This window comes from Margalitia sp. FSL K6-0131 (genome assembly GCF_038008735.1).
Lineage (GTDB): Bacteria > Bacillota > Bacilli > Bacillales > Bacillaceae_C > Margalitia > Margalitia shackletonii.
The window spans coordinates 5,457,551-5,480,109 of the sequence record NZ_JBBOZS010000001.1; the positions used below are offsets into that span (position 1 = coordinate 5,457,551).

Annotated in this window: 19 protein-coding genes; 5 read left to right on the plus strand and 14 right to left on the minus strand. The window is 37.4% G+C overall.

Annotated features, from left to right (window positions below; translation table 11 throughout):
- Window positions 1-15: 15 nt before the first annotated feature.
- The 11 genes from NSQ59_RS26640 to licT form a co-directional block, all read right to left on the minus strand.
- Window positions 16-534 carry a GrdB-related putative oxidoreductase gene (locus NSQ59_RS26640; RefSeq protein WP_126647238.1) on the minus strand — a complete coding sequence of 173 codons (519 nt, stop codon included), beginning with the start codon at window positions 532-534 and terminating at the stop codon, window positions 16-18.
- An 11-nt stretch (window positions 535-545) separates the two neighbouring features.
- Complete coding sequence (gene celB, locus NSQ59_RS26645; RefSeq protein WP_340833073.1) at window positions 546-1,901, minus strand: PTS cellobiose transporter subunit IIC; 1,356 nt, start codon at window positions 1,899-1,901, stop codon at window positions 546-548.
- A 34-nt stretch (window positions 1,902-1,935) separates the two neighbouring features.
- Window positions 1,936-2,262: a PTS sugar transporter subunit IIB gene (locus NSQ59_RS26650; protein ID WP_055741880.1), complete on the minus strand. Its 327-nt coding sequence runs from the start codon at window positions 2,260-2,262 to the stop codon at window positions 1,936-1,938.
- Between the two features lie 115 nt (window positions 2,263-2,377).
- Window positions 2,378-3,097 carry a GntR family transcriptional regulator, LSA1692 subfamily gene (locus NSQ59_RS26655; protein ID WP_200915632.1) on the minus strand — a complete coding sequence of 240 codons (720 nt, stop codon included), beginning with the start codon at window positions 3,095-3,097 and terminating at the stop codon, window positions 2,378-2,380.
- Between the two features lie 33 nt (window positions 3,098-3,130).
- On the minus strand, window positions 3,131-4,084 hold the full coding sequence (locus NSQ59_RS26660) for an isoaspartyl peptidase/L-asparaginase (protein WP_183101887.1): 954 nt from the start codon (window positions 4,082-4,084) through the stop codon (window positions 3,131-3,133).
- A complete protein-coding gene (locus tag NSQ59_RS26665) occupies window positions 4,081-4,413 on the minus strand; it encodes a PTS lactose/cellobiose transporter subunit IIA (RefSeq protein WP_055741561.1) in 333 nt (110 codons plus the stop codon). The genes NSQ59_RS26660 and NSQ59_RS26665 overlap by 4 nt, the downstream gene beginning before the upstream one ends.
- A gap of 287 nt (window positions 4,414-4,700) precedes the next feature.
- Window positions 4,701-6,143, minus strand: coding sequence for a glycoside hydrolase family 1 protein (locus NSQ59_RS26670; RefSeq protein ID WP_340833074.1), 1,443 nt, complete (start codon window positions 6,141-6,143; stop codon window positions 4,701-4,703).
- A 94-nt stretch (window positions 6,144-6,237) separates the two neighbouring features.
- Window positions 6,238-7,023, minus strand: coding sequence for a histidine phosphatase family protein (locus NSQ59_RS26675; RefSeq protein ID WP_183102015.1), 786 nt, complete (start codon window positions 7,021-7,023; stop codon window positions 6,238-6,240).
- Window positions 7,024-7,084: 61 nt separating this feature from the next.
- Window positions 7,085-8,521 carry a 6-phospho-beta-glucosidase gene (ascB, locus tag NSQ59_RS26680; protein WP_340833075.1) on the minus strand — a complete coding sequence of 479 codons (1,437 nt, stop codon included), beginning with the start codon at window positions 8,519-8,521 and terminating at the stop codon, window positions 7,085-7,087.
- Between the two features lie 76 nt (window positions 8,522-8,597).
- Window positions 8,598-10,538: a beta-glucoside-specific PTS transporter subunit IIABC gene (locus NSQ59_RS26685; protein ID WP_340833076.1), complete on the minus strand. Its 1,941-nt coding sequence runs from the start codon at window positions 10,536-10,538 to the stop codon at window positions 8,598-8,600.
- 315 nt (window positions 10,539-10,853) lie between these two features.
- The gene (gene licT / locus NSQ59_RS26690; protein ID WP_055741883.1) at window positions 10,854-11,702 is read right to left on the minus strand and encodes a BglG family transcription antiterminator LicT; all 849 of its coding nucleotides are present in this window, start codon (window positions 11,700-11,702) and stop codon (window positions 10,854-10,856) included.
- Window positions 11,703-11,997: 295 nt separating this feature from the next.
- Here licT and NSQ59_RS26695 point away from each other — a divergent pair, with 295 nt between their 5' ends.
- A complete protein-coding gene (locus tag NSQ59_RS26695; RefSeq protein WP_340833077.1) occupies window positions 11,998-13,473 on the plus strand; it encodes a methyl-accepting chemotaxis protein in 1,476 nt (491 codons plus the stop codon).
- 64 nt (window positions 13,474-13,537) lie between these two features.
- On the opposite strand, the gene NSQ59_RS26700 is transcribed toward NSQ59_RS26695, so the two are convergent.
- From NSQ59_RS26700 to NSQ59_RS26710, 3 genes are all read right to left on the minus strand, one after another.
- Window positions 13,538-13,801, minus strand: coding sequence for a helix-turn-helix domain-containing protein (locus NSQ59_RS26700; RefSeq protein WP_055741566.1), 264 nt, complete (start codon window positions 13,799-13,801; stop codon window positions 13,538-13,540).
- Window positions 13,802-13,816: 15 nt separating this feature from the next.
- Window positions 13,817-14,812 carry a hypothetical protein gene (locus NSQ59_RS26705; RefSeq protein WP_055741567.1) on the minus strand — a complete coding sequence of 332 codons (996 nt, stop codon included), beginning with the start codon at window positions 14,810-14,812 and terminating at the stop codon, window positions 13,817-13,819.
- 156 nt (window positions 14,813-14,968) lie between these two features.
- On the minus strand, window positions 14,969-16,489 hold the full coding sequence (locus NSQ59_RS26710) for a multicopper oxidase family protein (RefSeq protein WP_126648535.1): 1,521 nt from the start codon (window positions 16,487-16,489) through the stop codon (window positions 14,969-14,971).
- Between the two features lie 243 nt (window positions 16,490-16,732).
- On the opposite strand from NSQ59_RS26710, the gene NSQ59_RS26715 reads away from it, so the two are divergent.
- The 4 genes from NSQ59_RS26715 (at window position 16,733) to NSQ59_RS26730 (ending at window position 22,557) form a co-directional block, all read left to right on the plus strand.
- On the plus strand, window positions 16,733-18,658 hold the full coding sequence (locus NSQ59_RS26715; protein ID WP_340833078.1) for a transporter substrate-binding domain-containing protein: 1,926 nt from the start codon (window positions 16,733-16,735) through the stop codon (window positions 18,656-18,658).
- A complete protein-coding gene (locus NSQ59_RS26720) occupies window positions 18,655-20,019 on the plus strand; it encodes a sigma-54-dependent transcriptional regulator (protein ID WP_055741570.1) in 1,365 nt (454 codons plus the stop codon). The genes NSQ59_RS26715 and NSQ59_RS26720 overlap by 4 nt, the downstream gene beginning before the upstream one ends.
- Complete coding sequence (locus NSQ59_RS26725; RefSeq protein ID WP_126648536.1) at window positions 20,016-20,990, plus strand: TAXI family TRAP transporter solute-binding subunit; 975 nt, start codon at window positions 20,016-20,018, stop codon at window positions 20,988-20,990. Before NSQ59_RS26720 ends, NSQ59_RS26725 begins: the two co-directional genes overlap by 4 nt.
- Before the next feature lie 247 nt (window positions 20,991-21,237).
- On the plus strand, window positions 21,238-22,557 hold the full coding sequence (locus tag NSQ59_RS26730) for an MFS transporter (RefSeq protein ID WP_055741572.1): 1,320 nt from the start codon (window positions 21,238-21,240) through the stop codon (window positions 22,555-22,557).
- The last annotated feature ends 2 nt before the right edge of the window (window positions 22,558-22,559 follow it).

Here is a 22,559-nt window from a genome sequence, read left to right on the forward strand (position 1 = left end):
GAACACCCCGCTTATTTAGAAGCATATTTTTTCTTCCAGCTCTTTTGTATCATGGTCATTTGCTTTCTCAACTACTAATTTTGCCATATTCTGAAGGGAATCGTTCAATCCAATTCCACCTTTTTTTGGCATTTTCACAACCGGAAAATCTTTGCTGTATTTTTCCGTTGCCGGATTTTCCAAGGACATTGCTGCGATAGCCGGGATTCCTTGTTCATTAAATGCTTTTGCTAAGCTACCGCACATTTCTCCAAATAGAGGATAGTGCATGGCTGGACCGCAAAGAACAGCATCCGCTTCGAACTTTTTTGCAAAACCAACAAATTTCTTTTGGACTTCTAAAGGATTGGAGGCAAAATATTGATCACCGCAATAGAGTGTTGCGATTATTTTCGCATCCAGCTCTGCAAGGAATGGTTCTAGTGTTTTTCCAGGACCAATTGCCGACTTTTTTCCACCCGGTGGCAGCATCGCGTTCTCATCACTGCCAAAGCCTGCTTGAACATGATTTAGAACTAATATTATCTTTCTCATTACCTCATCTCCTATAGGCTTTCAAAGTCGATATCATCAAAGGAAATATCTTCATCCTCTTTTTCGTTTGCTTTTTTCTCTTCTTCTAAATATTGTTTATCAAGAACTTTTATAAATGGATAATAAATGAACATTCCTAAAACAAATAAGATTACTTGTAAAACCGCACCTTGCCAACCACTGACCAGAAGACCTGAAATAATAATTGGCGTTGTCCAAGGTAGCTGAATGCCATTTGTAAATGGGACAAGACCCCAATCCATGGCAAAATAAGTAATAATAATATTGATGGTCGGAACAATGACAAAAGGTATTAAAATAATTGGATTTAATACAATTGGCAGACCAAAAATAATCGGTTCATTAATACCAAATATTCCGGGAACTAAAGAGAGCTGAGATAATTTTTTTGTTCTTTGACTCTTACAAACAATCAGCATTACAACAATAAGGGAAAGTGTAGAACCCGCACCGCCAAATGTTGCAAACATATCTTGAAAATCACCGGTAATGATATTCGGCAGTTTTTCTCCATGTTTAAAAGCATCTAAATTTTCCAGTGATAGAGCACGGAGAACTGGGTTAAATACAGCCCCTACTACACTGGATCCGTTGATACCAAAAAACCAGAAAAAGTGTAAGAATAAATAAGCTACGATCATAGCTCCAAGAGTATTTCCCAGTTTTACTAATGGATATTGCAAAAATTGATAAATAAAATCTTGTACACTGCCAAATGGAGTAATGGAAAAGAGCCAGCTGATGATAAAGAAAATCGTAATCACTAAGAATCCCGGAATAAGAGATTCAAAGGATTTCACTACAGTTGGCGGAACTCCCGCAGGCATTTTGATGACCCAACCCTTTTTTACAAAAATAGCGAACAGTCTTGTCCCTAAAAGAGCTACAATAATTCCTAAAAATAAACCTCTTGATCCCATCCACTGCATTGGCAGTCCGGCAACATGATAGAGTTTATCTGTTCCTTCTGGTGTAAAATCAATCGTTAATGGTGTCACGATAAAAAATAACACAAGCGACATAACCCCTGCTGCTATTGCGTCGATTTCTAATAGCCTTCCTAAGCTATAGGCTATCCCTACAACAGCAAGTATTGTCATGACATCAAAGCTTGCTGAGGCAGGCATACTCATTTTGGTCGCCCAATCATCACCTAAAAGATGAGTCATCCACGTATTCCAAATTGGAATTGGGAAGTTTGCAATTAATAGAAAAATAGAACCTATTATCAACATTGGTGTTGAGATTAAAAAGCCATCTCTGATGGCAATTAAATATTTATTTTCCCCAATCGCCTTAGCAAGCGGCATTAAGAACTTTTCCATTAGGCTTATGAATTTTTTCACGTTGATCGTTTCTCCCTTCCTGCTGTCCATTAACCTATTTTTTATTTTTGATTAATTTTAACGCCTCTTTTAATGCCTTTTCCCCATCCATAGCTCCATAGATTTCCGGTGCAATTGCCGCAACTGGGATACCCATCGGCTCGAATGTTTCCTGTGTTGATTTCAACAAGAATTTGACCTGTGGCCCAAGTAAGATACAGATTGGTTTCTCTTTTTCTACCGTTTCTTGTGCTCTAGCAATCGGATAAGCGGATATCTCAAGCGGCATATTGTGCTTGTCTGCTATTCCCTGCATTTGATTTACCATTATGCTAGTTGACATCCCTGCATCACAAAACAAATAGATTTTCTTTTTTCCCATTTTTGCTTCCTCCATTTCAGGTGCATTCATATTTTTAATCATTTGGAAAGTTTCTGTTAATTATTTATACAGGAAAACCTTTAAAAAGGGCTTTTCACTTATAAGTGCAATCTTATTATTGATTACGATTTAAGATATTTTTAAATTTGTATTTGTCTGCTCGATAATAAGAGGTGTCAAATAATATTGGATACCCATCAATAGAGAAGGTAACAGAATGAACTAAAAAAACAGGGTTGCCAATAGGTACCTGTAACAGTTCACTCAACCTTTCATCAATAAGAACTGCCTCGATATCCTGATGAGAATAGCCAATTTTTATATGTTTTTCTATCGCCTCAAATAAAGATGTTTCCACTTCTTCTTTTGTTATTTCACTGACAACTGATTTATTCAAATAAATTTCTTCATACGTCATCGGCTCATTATCTGCATAGCGAATCCGCTCTATATGGTGTATTGGTGCATCTTTTTCTAAATGCAGGGAACTTCTTACAGCATCTGAATAATTGCTGGTTTCCGTCAGGTCAATTACCTTTGTCTTGGTTTGCATACCATAAAGTTTTGCAGCCTCGGAAAAACCAACCAATCCTGATCCACCGCTTAAGATTTTCGCTTTAGCCATGACATAGGTACCCTTATTTTTTTGCTTTACGACATAATTTAATTGAGCCAGATGATCAATTGATTTTCGAACAGTAAGCCGGCTTACATCATATTTCTTGGCAAGCTCATATTCAGACGGCAATTTTTGATGCACACCATACTTTCCTTTTTCAATTTCTTCTATTAAACGTTCTGCCACTTCTAAATAAACTGCTTTCGGCATCGTCATCTCTTTTCTCTCCTAGTTTTAAAGACCTTATTATTATTGAATGGGTCTTTTAATTCTTTCTTCATATGCATCAAGCCATTCTTGTGATGCTTCTTCTATAATTGTTGTATGGCCTTCGCCTTTATTCGCTAAATAAATCTTTGGTGATTCCTTATCAGTAGCTACAACAAAAGAAAATTCTACATTTGTTGCAACGCCCCATTCCCCTTTATTATTCATACAGACCAATGAAAATGCTCCTGCTTTTCCTTTGCGTTTCGTTAATTTATCATGGAACTCATAAACCGCTTTGTCAGCAGCGGCTTGCGGTGACAGCCCTTCACCCATTAGACGAACAATTTCATAGCTCAAACAGCCTTTCATCAAATCTTCACCTAATCCGGTTGCTGTAGCACCACCGATTTCACTGTCTACATAAAAGCCGGAACCGGATAATGGTGAGTCACCAACACGTCCTTGCTTTTTCATAAATAAACCTGAGCTCGATGTACCAGCAACCATCGATTTATTCTTGTCTAAGCAAACAGCTCCAACTGTATCATGTCCATCATAAGGGCTTAAATTGCTATTTTTCATTTCCTCTAAACGGTTCTCCCAAATCTTTTTGGCACGCTCCGTAAGCATATTGACTCTTTCAAAATTGTTTTTTTGCGCATATGCAGTAGCTCCACTTCCAACAAGGAAACTATTAAAACGATTGTTGCTTAATTTTCGGGCAACTGAAATTGGATTTTTCACATCTTGTATTCCTGCGACTGCGCCAATATTAAAATTATCACCGTCCATATAAGCTGCATCTAATTCCACAATTCCTTGCTCATTTGGCAATCCGCCATATCCGACCGACTTATAAAAAGGGTAATCTTCTACCGCTTTGATTGTATTCTCTAATGCATCCTTTGCACTTAAGCCTTGGCTTAAGTCTTCGGCTGCACCCATTATTCCTTCATATGCCATACGCCAAGTTGCAATGATTCCCCACTTCAAACGACTTTTCCCTCCTTCATTTCAAATATTATTTGATAAAGATTGATCTGCTCATTTATAAAAATATCCGCCAAAGATGCTTTTGTCATATGATCTTGAGCGTGTACCAGAATTGGTGAGTATGTAATAGTTTCACCTTGAGCTTCTTTCACTAATAATTCAGTATGAATTTTATGAGCTTCATTTAAAGTATCTTTTGCATCTTTCATCAATTTTTTAGCCTCTACAATATTTCCGGCCTTTGCATTTTCTAGCCCCTCCATCATCATAGAAAAACTATCTCCTGCCTTGGAAATAAGTTGAAAGGCAAATAAGTTCATCTCATCCATAATAACTCCCCTTTATTCTGAAATTAAAAATAGTATATACCATTTTGTATATACTATTCAATAGCCAATCTATTAAACTATTTTAATTGTTGGACTATATTTAAATATGGAAATCTATTATTTATTGCTAATTAGAGGATTTATAAGTGAAAGTTCCAAAAAGTTTCAATGAAATTTACCTGATTTAGGAAATCCTTCCGCTTTTCTACTAAAAATTAAGAGACATTGCCCGATAATCGCAATGTCTCTTGTCTCATGATGAAAAGGATCATGTTCCCTATTTTTATTTATAAATTTTCTCCATTTGTAGCAATTACTTCTTTATACCAATAGAAGGATTTTTTCTTCTTCCGTTCTAACGTTCCGCTGCCATCGTCATGTTTATCAACGTAAATGAATCCGTAGCGCTTCGACATTTCTCCTGTGGACGCACTAACTAAGTCGATGCATCCCCAAGGCGTATAACCCATCAATTCAACGCCATCTTCAATAGCTTCGCGCATTTGTTCTATATGCTCACGTAAATATTCAATTCGATAATCATCGTTAATGGAGCCATCTGCTTCTACCGTATCCTTCGCTCCTAAACCATTCTCCACAATAAAAAGTGGTTTACGGTAGCGATCATAGAATTCGTTTAATGTAATTCTTAAACCGATAGGATCAATTTCCCATCCCCATTCACTTGCTTTAAGGAATGGATTTTTTATTCCTCCAATAATATTTCCGTCCCCTTGCTCAGCCGCTGTTTTGTGTTTCTTTTCAGTACGGGACATGTAGTAACTAAAGCTGATAAAATCGACCGGATACTGTTTAATCAATTCTAAATCACCCGGTTGAATATCAAGATTAATATTATGTTCTTTAAAATAACGCTTAATGAAGGTAGGATATTCCCCTCTTACTTGAACATCCGCGCAGAAATTATTAAAAATACGTCCCTCTTGAAGGGCATACATGACATTTTCAGGGTTACAATCATAAGAATAGGTTGGTGCATAAAGAATCATACAGCCGATTTTTGCATCAGGAATCATTTCGTGGCAAGCTTTCACCGCTAAACTGCTTGCAATAAATTGATGATGGTATGCCTGGAATGTCCCTTGGTATTTATCTTCCTCATTATGAATGGAAAAACCAAGACCCATAATTGGCATGGCAAGACCAGAATTAATTTCATTGAAAGTTAACCAATATTTCACTTTATCCTTATAGCGTGAAAAAATCGCTTTTACGTATTTTTCAAAGAATGCAACTACCTCGCGGCTTCTCCAACCACCATAATTTTTTACAAGGTATACGGGCATTTCATAATGAGAAATCGTAACTACCGGTTCAATTCCATGCTTATGCAATTCATCGAACACTCTATCATAAAATGCTAAACCTTCTTCATTTGGTTCCAACTCATCTCCGTTAGGAAAAATCCTTGTCCAAGCGATGGACATACGGTAGCACTTGAAACCCATTTCTGCAAATAAGGCGATATCTTCCTTATAGCGATGATAAAAATCAATTGCTTCATGATTAGGATAAGTATATTTATCTTCGTGAATTTCAAAATCAAAGCCTGGTGATTGTAAAATTTTCAGACGTTCTTTTCCTCCAGGCAGAACATCGGCAATGTTTAATCCTTTATTTCCTTCATGAAAACCGCCTTCTAATTGGTTCGCAGCCGTAGCCCCTCCCCATAAAAAGCCTTGTGGGAATCTTTTACTTGTGTTTGCCATTCAGATTACCTCCGTAAAAATTTATTAAAAGTAAATGGCAGTTATAAAAATAACCGCCAAAGATTTTTCGAGTAAGTAAGACACGGAAAAAAGCTTAATCTTCTTTTTCCCCTTTTTTAACATAGCTCAAGTCATTCACTGATTTTACTTTATATTTCCCGTCACGGTACTCTACCTTAGTAACACTTGCATTATCTAATTGAACCAGTGGCTGATCCGGTGCAATGATGGAAAGAAAGGCGTCAATTGTCATGCCATGACTTACAATGAGAACATTGCCTCCTTGTTTTGCTTGTTTTTTTGCAATTTTATCTATTGCAGATTTAACACGGTTAGAAACTTGGTCCCAATTTTCCGCTTGTTTAGTATTATCAATACTGGAAATGGTATCTATTAATTTCGGCATCCCCAATTTCATTAGGTTATCCATTGAATTCATGTTCAATGATTTCATTACTTGGCCCCACATATTTTCATTTAAATCGCCTTCAAATTTGCCAAAGTACACTTCCCGCAAATTTTTATCTTGATTTAGCACTAGATTTTGTTGACCACTATTTTTTAATACTAGATTTGCCGTTTCAATTGCTCTTCCACTATCACTGCTATATGCAGCATTAAATTTTACCTTGTCTGTTTTTAAACCTTTACCTAAATTCTCGGCTACCTTAACCCCATCCTCTGTCAATGGTGTATCAGACCAGCCTTGAACTCGGTCATTGGTATTAAAAATTGTTTTCCCGTGTCGTGTTATATAAAAGGTAACTGTCTTATCCTTACCCTTGTTCACGGTTGTTTCGCTAGAAGTTTTTGATTGATTACAAGCTGCCAATGATAGGATAACCATTAAGGATACACATGCAGCCAGAAGCTTTTTCATTTCATCCATCTCCATCTATTAACTATTTCTATCTGATCATGTTTTGGATACCATCGCTCTACTAGTCAAGGTTTCCCCCATTTGACGCAATCACTTCCTTATACCAGTAAAAACTTTTCTTTTTCATTCTGCTCAGTGTTCCATGACCTTCGTTATCTTTATCAACATAAATATAGCCGTATCGTTTTTTCATCTCACCTGTAGAGGCGCTAATAATATCGATTGGCCCCCAGCTTGTATAGCCGAGAATTTCTACACCATCTTGAATGGCTTCTCCCATTGCAGCAATATGTTTTCTGAGGTAATCAATTCGGTAGTCGTCTTTAATTTCCCCTTCCGGAGTAACCTCGTCCACTGCACCAAGCCCATTTTCCACAACAAACAATGGTTTTTGATAACGGTCATACAACTGGTTAGCAGTAATCTGGAAGCCCTTGGCATCAATTGGCCAGCCCCATTCAGATTTCTCTAAATATGGATTCTCAACAGAAGCAAATACATTTCCGCTGCCAATTTGCTTTAATATTTCAGGATCGGTACTTGTCGCCCGGCTGCCATAATAGCTGAAACCGATATAATCAACAGTTCCATTTTTCAAAAGTTCCTCATCGCCGTCTTCCATGTCGATGGATAATTGATTGTCTTTAAAGAATCGAATAGCATACCCCGGATATGCTCCTCGTGACTGCACATCGATAAAGAAGAACGATTCACGATCTTTTTCCATTGCTTTATAAACATCATCCGGATTGCACGTATAAGGATAGGTCATTCCAGCTGCCAACATACAGCCAATTTTTGCATCAGGAATAATCTCATGGCATGCTTTTACTGCCAATGCACTTGCAACAAGCTGATGATGTGCTGCTTGATACTGAATTTGCAGCTTATTTTCCCCTTCTTTAAAAACAAGACCAGCACCTACAAACGGCAGGTGTAAAAGCATATTGATTTCATTAAACGTCATCCAATATTTGACTTTATCTTTGTAACGTTTGAAAATCGTTTTTGCATAGGTTTCAAAAAAGTGTACAAGTTTGCGGTTTCTCCAGCTTCCATACGTTTCAACCAAATGTACAGGAACATCAAAATGGGCAATGGTCACTACCGGCTGAATCCCATGTTTTAAAAGCTCATCAAATAAATCGTCGTAAAACTTTAACCCTGCCTCATTCGGTTGTTCGTCATCCCCATTAGGGAATATCCTCGCCCAAGAAATTGAAATACGCAGTGCTTTAAACCCCATCTCCGCAAATAGAGCAATATCCTCTTTATAACGATGATAAAAATCTATTGCCTCGTGGGATGGATAAAATTCTTCTTCCTTTGGTTTAAAGGAATCAACTGTCCCTGTCGCTATATCCCATCTATTTTTACCAGTTGGCATTAAGTCTACCGTTGTTAATCCTTTTCCACCTTCTAAATATGCACCTTCTGATTGGTTGGCAGCAATAGCGCCACCCCATAAAAAACCTTCAGGAAATGAAAACTTCTTCATATTAACCTCTCCCTTTCTAATGTAGTTGAAGAAGGAAAAATATTGGATTCCCTTCTTCAACATTCTTTAGATTAATTTAAACAGCCACTGAATTTGATTTAACTTGTAACTCGATTAAACGCTCGACCGCTTGGATATTTTGTTCTTCTGTTGGAACGAGTGTATATTTCTCATGATTTGTTACAACCACTGGTGTTGTCACCACATAACCAGCTGATTTAATTCCTTCTATATTAAATTCTATTAATAACTGCCCTTTTTCTACGCGTGCACCTTGTGTTGTATGAGCAGAGAAATAGTTACCCTCTAACTGAACTGTGTCCATACCAATATGGATTAATATTTCAGCACCTCGATCAGATGTAATCCCAATAGCATGATGTGTTGGGAATAATGCAGAAACAGTCCCTGACACCGGAGAATAAAGCTTTCCTTCTGATGGCTCAATTGCCACACCCTTGCCAAGTGCACCGGATGCAAACGCGGCATCTTTCAATTCGGATAAAGACTTTATTTCCCCTGTAAATGGGCTTGAAATAACTTCGCTTTTTACATTCACATCCGTTTGCTTTTGTTCCGGAATTTTAGTCTCAGATGCATCTGCATTCTTATTCTCTTTTCCTGCTCCGCCAAATAAATAAGTTAAGATAAAGCCAAGGATGAAAGCAGTGACAACAGCGATGATTGCGCCCCAGAACCCTATATTTATTCCGGCCTTTGGATCAATCATGCTTGGGAAACCAAAAACGCCAAGTCCCCCCATCATATAAATTTTTGAACCGAATACACCGAGAAGGCCTCCGCCAATTGCAGCTGCAATACAGCTGATAATAAATGGTTTTTTCTTCGGAAGGGTAATCCCGTAAATGGCCGGCTCAGTAACCCCGAAAATACCGGATATAAACGCTGGAATACTTAATGATTTTAACTTTTTGTCTTTCGTTTTAAGCCAAACACCAAGCACGGCACCTGTTTGGGCAAAAGATGCGGCAAAAATCAGTGCTAGAATTGGGTCTGAATGCATCACGACAATATTATTAATCGCAATCGGAATAAGCCCCCAGTGCAGCCCGAAGATAACAAAGACTTGCCATAACGCGCCAAGGAAGATACCAGCAACGATTGGACTTAAACTGATTAACCAAAGAGTTAGTTGTCCTAAAAGCTGTCCTGCCCATGTAGCAATCGGTCCAATTACAATAAATGTAAGTGGCACAGTAACAAGCAATGTAAAGAATGGAACTAAGAATGTCTTCACTACATCTGGAATTACTTTTGTAAACCATTTTTCTAATTTCGCACCAACCCATGCGGCAATCACAATTGGAATAACCGATGAAGAATAGGTCATTAATATTACTGGAATTCCCAAAAAGGTAATATGGACAGGCGATTCAAACATTGTTCCTGCAAATAAGGTATATAGCGGCTTACCTGCCGTTAAACCGGATAGTGTTGGATACACTAATGCAGCACCAATAGCCATTCCTATAAATTGATTTCCTTTAAATTTCTTAGCAGCTGTGAACCCTAAAAAGATGGGGAAGAAATAGAACAAGCAGTCCCCTATAGCATTTAAGATTTGATAAGTCCCGGTTTTATCTGAATACCAGCCTAATGCCATAAATAAGGCATTAAAGCCTTTAATCATACCTGTTGCGGCTAATACACCAAGTGTCGGCGCAAAAATACCGGAAATCATATCAATGAATCTATTAAATAAATTTTGTTTTTTTCCGTCTTCTTCTTCGTCTACAGGTGATTCGGATTGAAACCCACCAATTGTCACTACATCTTTATAGACATCAGGCACATGGTTACCGATAACCACTTGGTACTGACCCCCGCTTTTCATAACGGTTACGACACCATCCATATTTTTTAATACATCGGTATTAGCCTTGCTCTCGTCTTTTAGCTTAAAGCGTAAGCGAGTAATACAATGTACAACACTGTTAACGTTTTCCTTGCCACCAACATTTTTAATAATGTCTTTTGCGAGCTGTTCGTACTTCATACCCTTACCCCTTCTTTCCTTTATTTATTTTTGTAATAAAAAAACCTGAGCCAATCTGTACAGGTAAAAATAGAGCCTCGTACAGATCAGTTCAGGTTATGCCCAAAAAGGTAACATTCCTTCACAATCCTATTTAATTCCTTATAAAAACAAAAAAACCTAAACTGCATGCCAAGAAGTTTGACAATACAATTTAGGTTTTGCCTGCGTAATCAGTAACAATCCTAATGAATTCAATATTGAATTTTGTATTTTTACTTTAGCATGCGCTTTCATGAATTGTCAACGCTTTCTTAATGGGATTTTTTGCAAAAATTACTTCATTTTATGGCGATTTGTAACGCGATGGATATGGACAGTTAAATATATTTCCTCGTCCTTTGTCACACCCCAATTAAATTGATTTTCTAAATAAGTTGCAATCTTTTGGGTACATGAATATGCCTCAGGATACTTTAGCTGAATCTGTTCAATAAAAAACTGATCCACCGTTTCCTCTAGTTTTTCCTTGCGAACAAAGCGGACAGCAAAAAAACGAAGATGTGTTAGAAACCTTTCGTAATTAACTGAGTTCTCATCCAACTCCATTTTAAAATGGTATTTAACTATATTCAAAATAGTATTTACCATCTCTGTGATTTGCACAGCAGCTGCCATATTCTCGCCGGAAATCTGGCTATTTACTAGATGCAATGCAATGGAGGCTGCTTCATCCTCCCCAAGGGCGATTCCTGTTTCCTTTTCAATAATGGCAAGAGCCTTGAGGGCAACTTGAAATTCCTGCTTATAATATTTCCTGATCTCCCATAATAGTGGATTTGTTAAATGGATACCCTGCTTATGCCTGCTAATCGCAAAACTGATGTGATCTGTTAATGCGACATAAAGATATTCATCTAATTTAAATGGCAGATGGGTTTGTGCATAATCCAAAATTTTGGCGGAAATGTTCAAATATACCTCGGAAGTATCTCTTAATAATTTTGCAAGCTTTTCAGATATTCCACGGGTCTCTAGCACAAAGGTTTTCTCAATCTTAGATTCATCAATGGACTCGCCGACCTTCTTTTGAAAAGCAAGCCCTCTCCCCATTACAACTATTTCCTGATTTAATTCATTTGTTGATACGACAACATTATTGTTTAATATCTTTTTAATCTCCATTTCCACTCGCCCTTGATTGAAGTATTTTGTAAATCTTCCTAAAACCAAATAAAAAAACCTAAATTTGTACATAGAATACCATAAGATACTCCCTTTACAAATTTAGGTTTTGCCTGCCGAGCAGTAACAATCCATTCATGTAAACGATTACTTTCTTTTTACCATAGGTTAATAGACCTGTCAAGCTGCCAGTTTACTAGATATAAATAACTAAGAACGTTTTTTTAAAAAATTTTAAAAATCAATTATTTCTACCGATATAAATAGTAAAAACTAATGACTATAGGAGGACACCATGACGGCAATTCAGCAATTAAAAGTTTTAGATATGAGAAACAGAAATAAACTAATGCTTATTATGTATTTAATTACGACTATTTTAGGTTCCATCAGCTTACTAACCTCTGGGCAAAATACCTGGAGTATTTATTTCTACATCTTTCAAATCATTTTCTACCCTTTAGTATTCTTTTTAGCACATAAGTATAAAAAAGAAATTATCTTCCCATATACAATAGTCATTGTAATGAATCTATTTAACTTAAGTTTATTATGGAAAGACGGTGGTTCATTATCCACGGCTATGACTATTTTTTTCTTTTCTGTTTTTTCTGCCGTACAGTTTAATGGAAAAATATTTGGCATTGGTTATGTTTTAGGCTTTATAACTCTTATTATGAATAATCTATATCCGGCAAAAGGATACGCATATTTAACAGAAGAGCTAAGTTCCTTTGTTATTATCTACTTATTCTCTGGCGTTATATTAGGGATGCTTATATTTTTGAATCAAAAGCAATATAAAAAACTGCAAGAATATATCCATCTTGCGGAAGAGGATAATAAAACAAAAGAAAAGCAAAAAAATCGCCTTGAAATGGAAATAGCCAATATTGCCGAGAGTATTACGAAAATTAGCGAAAAAGTACAATTTAGCCTTACTTCACAAGAGGAAATGAAAATAGCCATGAGTGAAGTCTCGGCAGGGAGTCAAGTGCAAAGTGAACAAATATCTGGAATTGCTGAAAATGCACAAAGAAATCTACTTGTAATAAATGAGATGAATAAAATAACGAAGGAATTAATAGAGGATTCCATAAAGTCTAGTTCTCTTGCAAGCAAAGGGCAAGCGACGGCAATGGACCTAACGAATGAAATGGACCACCTTCAAAATGTGATTGCGAAGCTCAATGAAAACTTTACCGTCTTAACGCAAAAAATTGAAGAAACAAATCAGTTTGCTAATGATATTAAACAAATTACAGAGCAGACCAATCTACTAGCTTTAAACGCCTCTATTGAAGCTGCTCGTGCTGGTGAAGCAGGCAAAGGATTCTCCGTTGTGGCAGAGGAAATTAGAAAATTAGCTGATCTAACTAAAGATATCACAACGAAAATTACGGACAACTTAAGTCAAGTAAATACTTCCAATGAATTAGCACAAGCTAATATGCAAACAAGCAGTGATAGTTTAGATCAAAGTGTTAATACGACAAAAGAAGTGCATTCTTACTTTACCCAACTTGATATTATGCTGAAAAAGTTAAATACTCAATTCAAGAAATTTGAAGATCACTCTAATGAAGTAGGAAAAAACAGCGTAAATGTAGAATCCTCCACAACGGAATTTGCTGCAATTATCGAAGAAGCAACTGCCAGCATACAACAAGTCAGTGCCTCTATAGAAAGCATGACCGAGGATAATCACTCCATCGCTGCCTATATTCAAGATACCGCAAATAGCGCAGAAAATATTAAAAACAGCTTTTAAAAATGGCACAAAGGAACAGATCCCTTATCCTACTAAAGTGGGACAAGGGGTTTGTTCCCTAATTTCAATCCTTGCTAGTTAATCTTTCTTTTATTTCTGGAATGCTAAGCCCCTGTTTTTTCAAGTCCTTTATTTCATTTATTCTGGAAATCGCCTTTTCTCTGGGAAATCTCCTTGTTCTATTTTCCTCCTCTTGCTCAAAAGGAAGCATCCCTTCTTCTGTATAGAATTTTAGAGTACTATAACGGGATCCGGTTAGACGTACCAATTCCCCAATCGATACGAAATCAGATGCACGTATTTTATCCATAGAACGTTGACGGGACAATTCCTTTCCTCCTTACTATAAAGATAATGGATATTTTATCAAACGAACACCATGAACAGGAAATCTATACTGCTTTGCATGAGGGACCGCTTCGTATAGAACATTATCTATTTTAATAAGCGGAATTTCTCCCTCACGAATGACTGTAATGTTGTGGCCATTACTTTCCAGTCTCTGCTTTACATCACGTAAACGGTCCTCCTTGTTAGAAAAGTAGGACTCCGTATCGATAAAAATGGACTGGGATCTCTCGATAATCGGAAAAACAAAGTTAATTCCTGATCCTGATGGAGTAGACATCATTTCCTTTTTCATCTTTAGGAAATTTTTCACTGCATATTCGACTGTTTTATGAATATTAATTGGGAAAATTACTCTTCCTAAAGAGGTATTATCATATAATTCATAAATGCGAGCAGCTACATGTTTTAACTCTTCTTTTGAGAAAAGGTCGTATATACAACCGCTTTCCCTCAATAACCAAATCATAATGATGGCCTCATCTGTTATTGGCCCATCTTCTAAAATTTCAGCACGAATACTTTCCGTCAGTCTTGTGAATATTTCTGCATTACTGCGGTATTCTCTCATTTCAATACCTGCTGTGACAAACTCCAAATCACTGTTTAAGAGAGCAGGAATTTCCTCCATTACATTTTCCCTTGTTAATGTAAAGGCAAAAGCATCCTCCACTTCCTTTAATTGTTTACTAGAAAATTTAAGAACCTTTAATAGATATTTCGGGAGTGTCTCACATAAGGATTTATCTCTGCTAAGCAAGATTTTAAGGACAGTTTGTTGATATAAAGGCATCGAAGTATTATTCAAGGTCTCTAATTCAAAAGTAAGGTTTTCTCCCTTTTCACTTAGACCCTTATCCAAATAAATTTCTAATAATGCAGCAGCAGCCATACAACGCAAGGACACCTTCTTTGAATTAGTTAAACGGGTACTTTCCTGAGCGTTAAGTGCTATCAAAGAAAAGTTTTGAGCAAAACTAAGTTCCTTCATAACTTGACCCTCCTGGATTAAATTTTACTAACTACTTATTACTTACTACTTACGATTTAATCATAACAAAAACCAACTATAAAGTTAAGATAATTTAGAAAAAACAAACAGAGGGACAGGTCCCATTTCCCACTAAAGTGGGAGAAGACCTATCCCCTATTCCCTAACAATAAACGGACGCATCATATCGTGATCTTCATGCTCTAAAATGTGACAATGCCAAACATATTGGCCTGAATAAGGACCGAAACGGACTATTACACGGGTCACTTCCCCGGCTGGTGCAGCCACTGTATCTTTTAGCCCTCTTTCATTTGGTTCCGGCGGTCTTGCAGGACCTGTATATCGGATCTGTCCTGTTTTATTATAAAAATCCAAATCAAATGGACGCCGGTCTAATATTTGAAACTGGATTAAATGAATATGAATGGGATGAGTAAATGGCATGGTATTAATGAAAGACCAAATTTCTGTTGTACCTAACCTAGGTTTTTCCGTCACAGGATCTTCCCATTTTTTATTATTTAATAATGGCATAGGACGCCCTAATGGATCATTAGATTCAATCAGTTTTAAATTCCGGTACCCCGCTACCATGCCCGTTTTTAATGAAGGAATTGTACTCAATCGTTTAGGAATTTTACTTGTATCTTCCTTGGTGAGTGTTTTAGTAACTCGAAACTGCATAACATCAAACGTTTCATCATTCGGATCTGGATTAGATCCTAGATCATTTTTTAATATAATTGATTTTCCTTCATATTTCGAGAAATCAATAATTAAATCCGCTCGTTCCGCCGGTTCCATTACCAATTTGTCTAATTTTACCGTCCTAGGCAATAATCCTCCGTCTGTTCCAATCTGATAAAAGGATTGACCTGAATCAAGGTATAATTGATATCCTCTTGTATTAGACGCGTTCAAGACACGAAACCGATACTTTTTAGGTTCCACTTCCATATATGGCCATACTTTACCGTTTACTAAAATGGTGTCTCCCAAAAAAAATGGAACGATCGACGGATTTGGCAGATTCCTTGAAGGATTATTGGGCTGACTAGGGTAAAATAAGGAACCATCCTCATTAAAAGAGCGATCGGTAATAATGAGTGGAATTTCATAATCCCCTGTTGGCAGCTTTAGTCTCCGCTCCTCCTGATCGCGAATAATATACATCCCAACAAGTCCGGCATATACGTTGAGGCGTGTAATCCCCATAGCATGATCGTGATACCATAAAGTTGCAGCACGCTGTCGATTGGGATAATGGTAAATTTCTCTTTTAAAAAATGGACCCACTTGCTTAAAATCCTTCGTAAACCAAGCCTCCGGATAACCATCACTGTCCGACCTTGTCTCACTTCCATGCAGATGAGTCACCGTTCTTACCTCCGGGTCATGGTGGATAATTGATTCATCAAGCGGAAGCAAATGTTTTCCTGGAAGGTTATTCATCCATTTTACGTCTATTGGTTCTCCTTTGTTAACATCAAACATCGGGCCCGGAAATTGACGATTATATCCCCATAAACGAGTCGGTTCCAGGTCCCTATGAAGCTTCTGCGTAAATTCCTCCATTTTAATCTCATAAAAAGCTCTTTTATTTTTCACCTCTAAAGGCTTAATTGTATTAATAGCAGGAAGCTGATCAACAAATTTTTCGAGCTTGCGTGTCATCATCCTCAACTCCACTCCATCATTCTTCTTAATATTAGATGCACACAAACCCATTTAGGGGTGGGCGTATTTTCCAATTAAGTTGTTTTTTAGGTAAACATGAATGTCACCTCCGTTTACCCTACCGTCCCAACCCTGTTTGATTTCCGAGAAGCATGTTAAAATATAGGGTATGACTATTCTAAAAATATAAATTTATAGTATTTTCAATAGGTTTTCCATTTGAAATGGGAGGTCCCTTTTTTGCGATATTTATGTTTAATTTTGCTTTTTATTACAGTACTTCTTTTCCCAAGCTTTTCTCTCGATGCAAAAGCAAAAGAGGTTCATGTTATTCGTGTCGGCTTTGACAAGGATGCTCCTCCCCTTTCCTACTTAGGCCCAAAAGGGGAAGCATCGGGATTCGAAATCGAACTTATTCAGAATATTGCCACGCAACAAGGATACAAGATTAAGTTTTTTCCCCTTGAATTGGATGATGCCATCGAAATGTTAAAAGAAGGAAAACTTGATTTAATAGCCGGATTAGAATATACAAGTACTCGCGACACGTTTTTTGATTTCAGTGACACTTACCTGACAATACCAAAAACAGTGGTCATCCCATCCTCTATTCGGGACATTTCAAGTGTAAATGATTTGAAGGGCAAAGTTGTAGCGGTTCAGCGAGATGACACTGTTATTTCCCAACTCGAGAATATTAGAGGAAGTGAAATGCTGGAGACCTTTAACCAATTGGACGCAATGGACATGCTGTTTCTAGGTAGAGCAGATGTATTTTTAGGAAACCGCCCGACAGTTGAGTATATCCTTCAGCACACCAAAAACCGAATGAATTATAGAGTTCGTACAGGATTAATCCCGCCATCGGATTATGCCTTTGCTGTACGTGAAGGGAATTATAAACTATTAAAAGATTTAAATAATGGATTGGCAGCGCTTCATCGTAACGGTACTTATGAACGCTTATATTCCCAATATCTAGAGCCATACGGTGCGTTGGAAATTGGCTGGTGGCGAAAATTAGTCTACATATTGCTTATCCTAACAGGAGTGATTTTTGCTATTCTAGTAGGAATTTTTTATTGGAATAAACGTTTAAAAAAGGAAGTTAACAGGCAGACAGCTGCATTGGCAGATAGTTATGCTTTTCAATCAAAGGTGTTAGATAGTGTAGATAATGGAATTCTTTCCTTTAATCCTAGAGGTAGTATTATCCTAATCAATCATATTGCCAGTAACCTGTTAGGAATTAGAGGAAACCCTTCGGAAACAAACATCTTTGATTTTCTGCCTCAGCTCCCTCTGCAAAAGGTGATGGAAATAGGTGAACAGCGTATGCTTCATGGAGAGATTCATCTTGATGATGGTACAGATCGTATTCTTCAATATTATATTGCTTCCTTACAAAACGGAATTGGAGAAATAGTGGGAGGCATACTTTGTATACAAGACCGAACGGAACAAAAACACTTGCAGGCGCGGCTAATTGCACAGGAAAAAATGCGGGCACTCGGCCAACTTGTCGCCGGTATTGCCCATGAAATCCGCAATCCGCTTACTGCTATAAAAACCTTTACGGAAATGCTTCCAAGAAAAATTAATGACCCACGCTTCCAGTCTGAGCTTGTCCAGCATGTACCTGAGGAAGTGGAGAGGATGAACCGAATTATCGAGGATTTACTGGATTATTCAAGGGAAAAATCTATGAATCTGGAATGGATAAATCTTAACGAGTTGGTTCAATCCATTACAGGGCTGTTTAAGAAGCAGTTCCATAATGAAGGGATAGAGACAGAGATTCATATCCCTACGACCATAAATGTGTTAATGGATCCAAATCGTATCAAACAAGTTCTTATCAATCTGGTTCTAAATGCCACCCAGGCAATGAAAGAATCGAAGAAAAAGCAATTGAGATTTCATGCAGCAATAAATAAACAATTAATTCAGGTTGATATTACTGATTCTGGAGTTGGAATAAAAGAACAGGACATTCCCCATTTATTCCAACCATTTTATACCACAAAGAGTCAAGGGATTGGTTTAGGTCTATATATATGTCAAAAAATTATGCAAGAGCATGGCGGACATATAGAAGTAAATAGTACGAAATATAAAGGTACCACTTTTACCCTATTTTTTATTAACGGAGGAGATGCATCATGAAGAATATTCTTATCATTGATGATGAAAAGGCAATATGTTCCTCTCTTTCATTCGCTCTTGAGGATGAATACAGGATTTGGACTGAAACGGATCCTGAAAAGGGTTTAAAAATACTAGAAACCGAGAATATAGATGGTATTTTACTAGATCTTAATCTAGGTAAGACAAATGGAATTGACCTCCTCAAAAACATAAAAGAAAAGAAGCCAGAAACAGTTGTGATTATCATGACCGCTTATGGAACGATTGAATCTACTGTTGAGGCAGTTAAAGCAGGTGCCTATCATTATCTGACCAAACCGCTGAATCTCGAGGAGGTAAAACTCCTTTTAACAAAAGCTCTTACTTTTCAACACCTGCACCATCAAGTCCAAGTGTTAAGTCAAGCAGTTCGTCAGCAAGAAACCTATGCAGGTTTAATTGGTAAATGTGAGAGCATGCAGAAGGTATTCCAATTGATTGAAAAGGTAAAGGATATTCCCTCCAATATTCTGATTATGGGAGAAAGCGGAACTGGAAAAGAACTGGTGGCCCGTGCCATTCATTTTCAAGGAAATCGCCAAAAAAGTGCGTTTTCTGTCATCAATTGTGCTGCGATTCCTGAAACATTGCTTGAAAGTGAACTGTTTGGGCATGAAAAGGGTGCATTCACCGGCGCATTCGAACGAAAACAAGGACTCTTTGAACGTTCTAATGGTGGAACAATTTTCCTTGATGAAATTGGAGAGATGCCGTTAACCCTCCAAGCTAAGATTTTAAGGGTTATTCAGGAAAAAGTGGTTACTCCGCTTGGTTCTGACCAGACAAAGAAAGTGGATGTTCGAATCATTTCCGCTACCCATCGAAATCTTTTAGAAGAAGTAGCAAAAGGAAATTTCCGTGAAGATCTTTATTATCGTCTAAACGTGATTCCTATCCACGTCCCCCCTTTACGTGAACGAAAGGAAGATATACCTCTGCTGATCCAGCATTTTTTGAATCTATATTCTGCAAGCATGAACATTCCGCCCAAAAAATGCAGTATGGAAGCCAAAAAAACTTTATATCAATATCCATATCCAGGTAATGTACGGGAACTATCGAACATTTTAGAATATGCAATGGCACTTTCAGATATGGATATCATAGAAGCATCAGATCTTCCCAATGAGGTCTTTAACAAGGAATTTACTTTTGCACCTGCAAAAGAAAGCGGTCTATTTATAGCGGAAGGACGAACACTTGCGGAGGTTAATAAGGAGTATATCCTTTATACTTTAGAAAAAAACAACGGCCATCGAACCAATACCGCCAAGCAATTAGCCATAAGTGAACGAGGATTACGTGAAAAACTAAAGCAGTATTTGAGGGAATCAAAATGAAAAAGATCCTTTCACTTATGATAATACTACTCTTAATTTTAGGGACAGCTGGTTGTATGAAAGCCTCGAACAAAGGAGTAAGCACTCCTAATCCCGAACAAAAATTCATAACCATTGCAACTGGTGATACTTCCGGCCCCTATTTCACTATCGGCGAGGCACTGGCGAAAGTATATAAAAAGAAACTTCACTACAAAACCGCGATTCAATCAACAGATGGATCCGTTGAAAATATAAAGCTATTGGAAAATCACAAGGCAGACTTGGCATTTGTCATGTCTGATGCAGCTTCTTCCGTACTTAATGAACTGGGCAAATTGAAAGATGGATCCACTCAAGGCTTTAAAGCAATGGCAGGGCTATATCCCAACTATGTGCAAATTGTAACACTGAGCGCTAATAAGATTAAATCCGTGTCTGATTTAAAAGGAAAGCGAGTCGGCGTTGGCGCCCCCAATAGTGGAGTAGAAGCAAACGCACGCATCATTCTAAATGAACAAGGAATCACCTATAATGATATAAAACCTGAATATCTTTCTTATGAAGAAGCAATTGAACAATTAAAAAGCAAAAAAATCGATGCAGCGTTTGTTACATCTGGTCTTCCTAATAATGCGGTTTTAAAGTTGCAAAGCTCAAAAGAAGTCATGATTGTGCCTATCAAGTCTTCTGATATCAATCATCTAACGAAACAATTCCCTTTTTTTGAGAAGTCAGAGATACCTGCTGGCGTCTATCAAAATAAAGATCCCATTCCAACAGTTGCCATCCGTAACATACTCTTGGTGCGATCCGATTTATCAAAGAATCAAGTCTATAAAATGACGAAAATTTTCTTTGAAAATCTGGATGTATTGCAAATGGCACATCAAGCAGCGAACAGTATTAATAGAATCGACGCAGGGAAAGGTCTTGTTGTTCCTCTCCATCCGGGAGCAAAAAAATACTTTGAGGAATTGTATGATAAGTAGATTTCCAGAAAGGTTAACCGGCAAAAGTTTCCGTTACAATACGGATATTTTTGCCGGTTTCTTTTATTTTCATCCCTACACAATCCTTATAAACTTTAAAACAATGACTTGGCACGAAACTTGCATAAAGAATACATACGAGTGAAAATACTTAGCATTCTTTATTTTGAATCCGTTTACAACCAACAAAGGGTTGGATAAACAATCAAAAGGTAAAATGATCACTTAAATAAAAGGGGGAATTAAAATGAAGCAAGCCAATGATCGTGCTGCAACAAAACGCATTACGACCAACATTTTTAAAGGATCGCTTGGGAACCTGATTGAATGGTATGATTGGTACGTTTATTCCGCATTTGCCGTTTATTTTTCAGCTGAGTTTTTTCCAAAAGGAAATCCTACTATTCAGTTATTAAACACAGCGGGCGTTTTCGCTATTGGATTCCTTATGCGCCCAATAGGAAGCCTGATAATGGGACGCTATGCTGACCGATACGGCCGCCGAGCCGCATTAACACTTTCTGTCACCATTATGGCCCTAGGTTCCTTAGTTATTGCCTGTACTCCTGGATACAATAGCATTGGAGCTATCTCACCTATTATTTTAATTGTCGCCAGGCTGATTCAGGGAATCTCGTTAGGTGGAGAGTATGGAACTTCCGCTACTTATTTATCCGAAATGTCCAGCAGTGGGAAGCGCGGATTCTACTCTAGTTTCCAATACGTTACACTTGTGGCTGGACAATTATTAGCTCTTGGGGTTCAAATTATTCTACAACAAGTATTGAATGAAAATGAAATGATTTCCTGGGGCTGGAGAATCCCTTTTGTCATTGGAGCAATTGGAGCTTTAGTTGTCCTATGGTTACGTCGAACAATGGACGAATCTGATCAATTTTCTGAAATGAATAAAGAAACTCGTAAAAATGCCGGGACAATTAAAGTCTTAATGAAATATCCAAAAGCAGTTCTAACCGTTGTTGGTTTAACACTTGGAGGAACCGTTGCATTTTATACTTATACAACCTATTTACAAAAATTTATGATTAATACAGTTGGAATTGATAAAGAATCAGTCAGCTGGATTAACTTTATTGCATTACTTATATTTGTTATTCTTCAACCACTGGCAGGAAAACTATCAGACAAGATTGGCCGTAAGCCGCTATTACTGGGCTTTGGCATCCTGGGAACATTACTTACCGTCCCATTATTTTTACTAATGAAACAAACACAAAACCCAATCTTTGCTTTTATTCTAATGATGATCGGTCTTGCTATTGTAACCGGTTATACTTCGATTAATGCCATTGTAAAAGCAGAGTTATTTCCTACTGAAATACGTGCGCTTGGTGTAGGTTTTCCTTATTCCCTTACTGTTGCAATATTTGGCGGAACTGCCGAGTTCGTTGCATTGTGGTTGAAGAATGCAGGAGTCGAATCTGTCTTCTTCTACTATGTTGCAGCATGTATCTTCATAAGTCTAATCACATATTGGCGGATGAGTGAATCATCCAAGAACTCTCATATTGAAGCTGAGCTTCTTGCAAAAAATAAATCAGCTTAAAC